The following is a 5,720-nucleotide window of genomic DNA, read 5'->3' as shown; positions in this document are numbered from 1 at the left end:
GAGGGATGGTGTCCAAACACGGTGCAGTACATCCTGACCAACGTCTCCTACACCGGCGATATGCTCTGGCAAAAGAGCTTCGCCACCGATACCATCCCCTTCCGGCAGGTGCCAAACCGGGGACAGAAGCCCCGGTACTTCGTGGAGAACTGCCACCCGCCCATTGTGTCCAAGGAGGACTTCCAGCGGGTACAGAACCTGATGGCCCTTCGCCGGACGCAGTTCGCCGGTAACGCCTCCAAGCCGGAGGTGTCGGTCTACAGCAAACGGATTGTCTGTGGAGACTGCGGCTCCGTCTGCCGCAGGAAGGTCACCAACGGCAAGACCTACTGGGTGTGCAACCGCCATGACGACGCCAAGTCCCGCTGCCCCGTCCCCCAGGTGCCGGAGGCGGAGATCACAGCGGCCCTGCTTCGGCTCTACCACAAGCTGAAAGCGGATGGCGGCACGATCCTGCGCACCGTGCTGGAGCAGCTCCGGGAGCTGCGGGAGCGGGAACTGCGCACAAACTGCAAAATCAGCGACATCGACAAAGAAATCGCCCGTCTGTCTGAGCAGAATCTCGTACTGGTTCGACTGAAGTCGAAAGGGTACGTTGATCCTGCTCTTTATTTATCCCAGCAGGGTGAGATCGAACAGAAGCTGAGGACGCTGAGACGGCTGCGCCGGCGCATCATGGACTCCACCAGCGAGGACACCCAGATCCAGGACACCGAGATCATGCTGGACTGCCTGGAGGACGGCCCCCAGTGGCTGGGGGAACCCAGCCAGGAGCTGTTCGAGTCACTGGTCAGGCGGATCGTGATCGTCTCGGCGGACACCCTGAAATTCACCCTGCTCAACGGCCTGGAGCTGACAGAGCGGATTGGAAAGGCGGTACGGTAATGGCATGGCAGAGAAAGACCCCCTTCGGCTATATNGTGCGGGGCGGCGAAACCGTCCCCTGCCCTACGGAGGCTGACGCGGTTCAGAACATCTTCACCCGCTACCTGGCGGGGGCCTCCTTCGGCAGGATCGCGGAGGAGATGAGCAGAGGAAACATCCCCTACCACCAGCATACCAGCCAGTGGAACAAGCACATGGTCAAGCGGATTCTGGAGAATGGGAAATACCTGGGGACAGGCGTCTACCCACGTCTCATCAGCGATGAGGAGTTCCTCGCGGCGCAAATCCAGAGGGAGGACAAAACTGACTACACGCCCTGCCCCGCTGAGCTGAATCCTGTTCGGGAAAAAGCTGTGTGCGCGGTATGCGGAAGCAGAATCGCGCGGGACACCAAGTCCCATGGTCGGCCCCGCTGGGTATGCGCCAACCCAGACTGCGGAGCTATCGTCCGCGCCAGCGATGAGGAGGTGCAGAAACGGGTATCCCAGCGGCTCCGTCAGCTGGCAAACACCCCTGACCTGCTGACACTGCCTCCCGCACCGGAGGCTGCCCCCTCCGCAGACGCTCTGCGCATCCAGAATGAGCTGAACGTGTGCTTCAACCGCTCGGATATCAACCCTGACTACATGAAGACGCTGATCTTCGCCGCCGCCGCAGAGCGGTACGCCGTCCTGCCGGATCTCACGCCAGTCCATGACATGGAGGCACTTCGGGAGCGCCTGGAAACCGGTCCCGTCAGTGACAGCAACCTGCGGGAACTGCTGGCAAAGGCGGTAAAGGCCATCCGCATCGGCGGACAGGATTACATAGAACTGGAACTGACCAACGGAACGATGATAGGAAAGGAGCAAACCACATGACCACACAACAGACTCCCCAGAAGCGGCGGATCACCGTTATTCCTCCCAATCCCCAGCTTACAGAGCGGGACATTCACAAGAAGCACCTCCGGGTAGCTCCCTACTGCCGGGTATCCACGGACAGCGAGGAGCAGCTCAACAGCTACAACGCCCAGATCGCCTACTACACCGAGAAGATCGCCGCCACACCGGAGTGGACTATGGTCCGCCTGTACGCTGACGAGGGCATCACAGGCACGTCCATGAAGCGGCGCAAGGAGTTTTTGAAGATGCTCCGGGACTGCGACCGGGGTAAAATTGACCTCATCATTACCAAATCGGTGTCCCGCTTCGGACGCAACACCCTGGACGGTCTGGACACCGTCCGGAAGCTGAAGCGGAAGGGAATCGGCGTCTTCTTTGAGAAGGAAAACACAAATACCCTTTATATGGATAACGAGATGATCCTCACCTTTATGATGAGTCAGGCCCAGGCAGAGAGCGAATCCCTCAGCGGCAGCGTCAAGTGGGGCCACCGGAAGAACTTCAAGGACGGCAAGGTCTACTACCACTACGCCAGCTTTCTCGGCTACCGCAAGGGGCCGGACGGCCTGCCGGAGATCGACCCCGATGAGGCGGCCATCGTTCGCAGGATCTTCGCCCGATACCTGCTGGGCCAGAGCGTCCACCAGATCTGCCGCGACCTGATGTCGGACGGCGTCAAGACCGCCCAGGGCAGTGATTCCTGGCATGACAGCGTGGTGAGGAAAATGCTGCAAAACGAAAAATACATCGGGGACGCCCTGCTCCAGAAGACCTTCATGGCGGACCTCTTCACCCATGAGCAGAGGAAGAATATGGGGGAGCTGCCCCAATACTACGTCCACGAGTGCCACCCCGCCATCATCGACCGGGACACCTTCCAGCGGGTGCAGGAGGAGCTGGCCCGGCGCTCCAGCCTGCGGAAGACCTCCTCCAAGGCCAAGACAGAGCTGGGCAAATACTGCGGCAAGTACGTTCTCAGCGAACTGCTGGTCTGCGGCGAGTGCGGCAGCCCCTACCGCCGGGTGGTGTGGAGCCGGCCCGAGGGCAAGCGGATCGTCTGGCGGTGCATCAACCGCCTGGAGCATGGGAAAAAGGTCTGCAAGAAGTCCCCCACCTGGAATGAGACGGACATCCAAGCCGCTGTGACCGCCGCCATGAACGAGCTGTTCCACACCCAGACCGCAAAGGAGGCGCTGGAGGCAAGCATCACCGCCGCCCTCGCCGGGGAGGATGGGGAGCTGTCCCTGCCGACGCTGGAGGCGCAGATCCGCAGCCTTACAGAGCGTCAGCTGGAGCTGTTCCAGCTGGCCGTCAGCGCCGGGCCCGACTGCCTGGAATATGACGAGGAGATCCAGCGGGTGAATATAGCGAAGACTTCCCTGATGGCGAAGAAAGCGGAACTGGAGCGTGAGGGCCGCACCGCCGCCGCGTTCGACCGGAGGATGGAGGACATCGCCAACGAGCTGGCGCAGACGGCTGGGACCATCACAGAGTTTGACGAGGTCACCGTCCGCCAGCTGGTCAGCAACATCAAGGTAGTCAGCAAGGATACCCTGCTCATCTGCTTCAAGGATGGGACGGAGATCACGCAGACGATATAGGGAGGGAGACTGCATGATCTATATTACCGGCGACACCCATGGCGGCTTCCAACGGTTTAACACCAAAAATTTCCCACAGCAAAAGCAGATGGGCCGCAGCTACTATGCGGTCGTCACAGGCGATTTCGGGGGCGTGTGGGACGATTCACCCAGGGAGGCGTACTGGCTTAACTGGCTGGAGGAAAAGCCGTTTACCACCCTCTTTGTGGACGGAAACCACGAAAATTTCGATAGGCTCAGTGAACTTCCCGTCCACCAGTGGCAGGGTGGGAAAGTCCACTATGTCCGGCCCCACGTCCTCCACCTGATGCGTGGGCAGGTATTCGAGATCGACGGAATGTCCTTCTTCACCATGGGCGGCGCTGCCTCCCACGATATCCAGGACGGCATCCTCGATCCAGCGTCCCCCAGCTTCGAGCAGGAATACTGGTTCAAGCGCCGGACGCGGCAGATATTCCGGGTGAAGGGAGTCTCCTGGTGGCCCGAGGAACTGCCCTCAGAGGAGGAATACGAGGAGGCCGTCAGGAACCTGGAGAGGGTCAACTGGCGAGTGAACTGCATCCTGACCCACTGCGCCCCCACCAGCATCCAGCAGAAGCTGGATCAAAGCTACACCCCGGACCGGCTGACGGACTTCCTCCAGATGGTCAAGCGGCGGTGCCAATTCGATTGCTGGTTCCTGGGCCACTACCACCAAAACTGTGTGGTGGATGACCGCTTCATCATCCAGTGGGAGCAGATGGTGGAGCTGCAATGGGAGTGACGACGGCACGACCCGATACCGCTAAGGCGCAAGCCCTCGGGGGACCGAGGGCTTGCGCGTTGGCGATTTCAAACCACAGAGAATAAAAAACAGGCGCACCCGCGCTGGAAAGGAGAAGCCAGAATGAACGTCAGAAAACCTGTTGACTACAGCGCCATGTTCGTGGCGCTGGATACGTTGATGACGGCAGACCTGCCCCAGATGGAACTGTACTGTGAGATTGGCCGGCTGGTCAGCGACAGGCCAGAGAAAGGCGCCGCTGTTGCTGCGGCGGAGTATTTGTGCGCTGCATACCCTGACACCTCCGGCTTCTCCCCCCGGAACCTGCGCCGGATGCGGGAGTTCTATCGTACCTATGAGAGCGCACCGGAAGTGCTGGCTGAGGCCATGACCATCGGCTGGACTCAAAATGTGGTCATCCTGGAGGCGGAACTGACTCCCCAGGAGCGGGCATGGTATATCAAAGCGGCTGGGCAGTTCGGCTGGTCGAAGCTGGAACTGGCCGGGAATATCCGTGAGCGTACCCACGAAAGCCTGGCCCTCGACAATACGGCTGATCCATGTTATAGTAACGGCAGCGGAGGCGATGGGGATGGCGAAGAAAAAACTTCCGGGGCATTTCTGCAAGGTCTGCGGGATGCGGAAGTCCAACGAGAGCTTCAGCGGCAGAGGCCATGCTGCGCATATCTGCAAAGCCTGTTCCCGTCTCTCACCGGCGCGGCAGGCGGAGGAGATGACGCTCCGCCGTTTGGAAAATCTACCGTTGCGCCGTCTGAGCGAGAGCGAGATGACGTGGCTGAAAAATCGAACCCACGACCACCGGCCAGAGGTGAAGTCCCTGGCCTGTATGGTCTATGCGCAGCGATTTCCCCGCCAGGCGCGAAACCAGAAAAAGCAGGAGTTGTCCATCCAAACGCTGAAGCTGAACATCGATGGCGAGATCTGCGATCCCTATGGCGACCTGATGTACGTCAAAGAAAGCTATCAGGTCAGCCAGACACCGCCAGCCATTGTCCGCATCCAGCAGGATGGCGCATCTCAGACAGTATCGCCGCCGCCCAAAATCCTGGCAAAGCTCCTGAAGTGGACGGTACACACACTGGAGATTTTCTGGTGGGGAGAGGATTATTGCGGCCCTGCCGATGTCGATCCGGAGGATGCGGAATCCCCGCTGTGGAACGTCCATGTGGAATACTCCAATGGAGAGATTCAGGATATGGGATCGACGGACGATGTGCCTGACCCTGTTCTGGAACTTTTATCTGCTCTTGTTGAACTCTTTGAGTAGACACAGCGCCTTCACTATGTTATAATTACAGCAAAGGCTTACCCGTGGAGGACAAACAGATGGACAAAGATACAGTCAAGGATCTGACTCTGATGCTGATGTATCTCACCTCCTGGGAAGAGCGCCTCGTTCCAGATCTCCACGAAAAGCATGACCGTCCTGGGTTTCGTCTTCAAATCCGCCGGACCTGGAAAGGGTATGATTTCGGTATTTTGAATGAACTGACGGATGAGGGGCTGGTCAATGCCGGGAACCGAAGCAAGTCCGCCTCTTTCACTGATGAGGGCATGGCAAAGGCC

6 protein-coding genes and 1 pseudogene are annotated in these 5,720 nt (G+C 59.3%); all 7 read left to right on the top strand.

Annotated elements, in window-relative coordinates:
- The coding region (locus JX325_RS12085; protein WP_204791366.1) for a recombinase family protein at window positions 1-885 on the top strand (885 nt) is incomplete at its 5' end.
- On the top strand, window positions 885-1,745 hold the full coding sequence (locus JX325_RS12080; RefSeq protein ID WP_204791365.1) for a recombinase family protein: 861 nt from the start codon (window positions 885-887) through the stop codon (window positions 1,743-1,745). The genes JX325_RS12085 and JX325_RS12080, both read left to right, overlap by 1 nt.
- Window positions 1,742-3,370: a recombinase family protein gene (locus JX325_RS12075; protein ID WP_204791364.1), complete on the top strand. Its 1,629-nt coding sequence runs from the start codon at window positions 1,742-1,744 to the stop codon at window positions 3,368-3,370. Before JX325_RS12080 ends, JX325_RS12075 begins: the two co-directional genes overlap by 4 nt.
- A gap of 13 nt (window positions 3,371-3,383) precedes the next feature.
- The gene (locus tag JX325_RS12070) at window positions 3,384-4,133 is read left to right on the top strand and encodes a metallophosphoesterase family protein (RefSeq protein WP_204791363.1); all 750 of its coding nucleotides are present in this window, start codon (window positions 3,384-3,386) and stop codon (window positions 4,131-4,133) included.
- A 123-nt stretch (window positions 4,134-4,256) separates the two neighbouring features.
- A pseudogene (locus tag JX325_RS18720) lies at window positions 4,257-4,652 on the top strand (DUF1016 N-terminal domain-containing protein); the annotation flags it as partial.
- 73 nt (window positions 4,653-4,725) lie between these two features.
- Window positions 4,726-5,421: a hypothetical protein gene (locus JX325_RS18175; protein ID WP_243414068.1), complete on the top strand. Its 696-nt coding sequence runs from the start codon at window positions 4,726-4,728 to the stop codon at window positions 5,419-5,421.
- Between the two features lie 59 nt (window positions 5,422-5,480).
- A partial coding sequence (locus JX325_RS12060) for a DUF6429 family protein (RefSeq protein WP_204791361.1) occupies window positions 5,481-5,720 on the top strand: 240 nt, incomplete at its 3' end.

The sequence above is a fragment of the Oscillibacter sp. CU971 genome (assembly GCF_905219725.1).
In the GTDB taxonomy this organism is placed as follows: Bacteria; Bacillota; Clostridia; order Oscillospirales; family Oscillospiraceae; genus Oscillibacter.
This window is presented reverse-complemented; position numbering and strand designations above follow the sequence as displayed.

Bases quoted from the DNA above. Each gene is read 5' to 3' on its own strand.
- JX325_RS18175 (WP_243414068.1), top strand. From the start codon at position 4,726: ATGGCGAAGAAAAAACTTCCGGGGCATTTCTGCAAGGTCTGCGGGATG.
- JX325_RS12070 (WP_204791363.1), top strand. From the start codon at position 3,384: ATGATCTATATTACCGGCGACACCCATGGCGGCTTCCAACGGTTTAAC.
- JX325_RS12075 (WP_204791364.1), top strand. From the start codon at position 1,742: ATGACCACACAACAGACTCCCCAGAAGCGGCGGATCACCGTTATTCCT.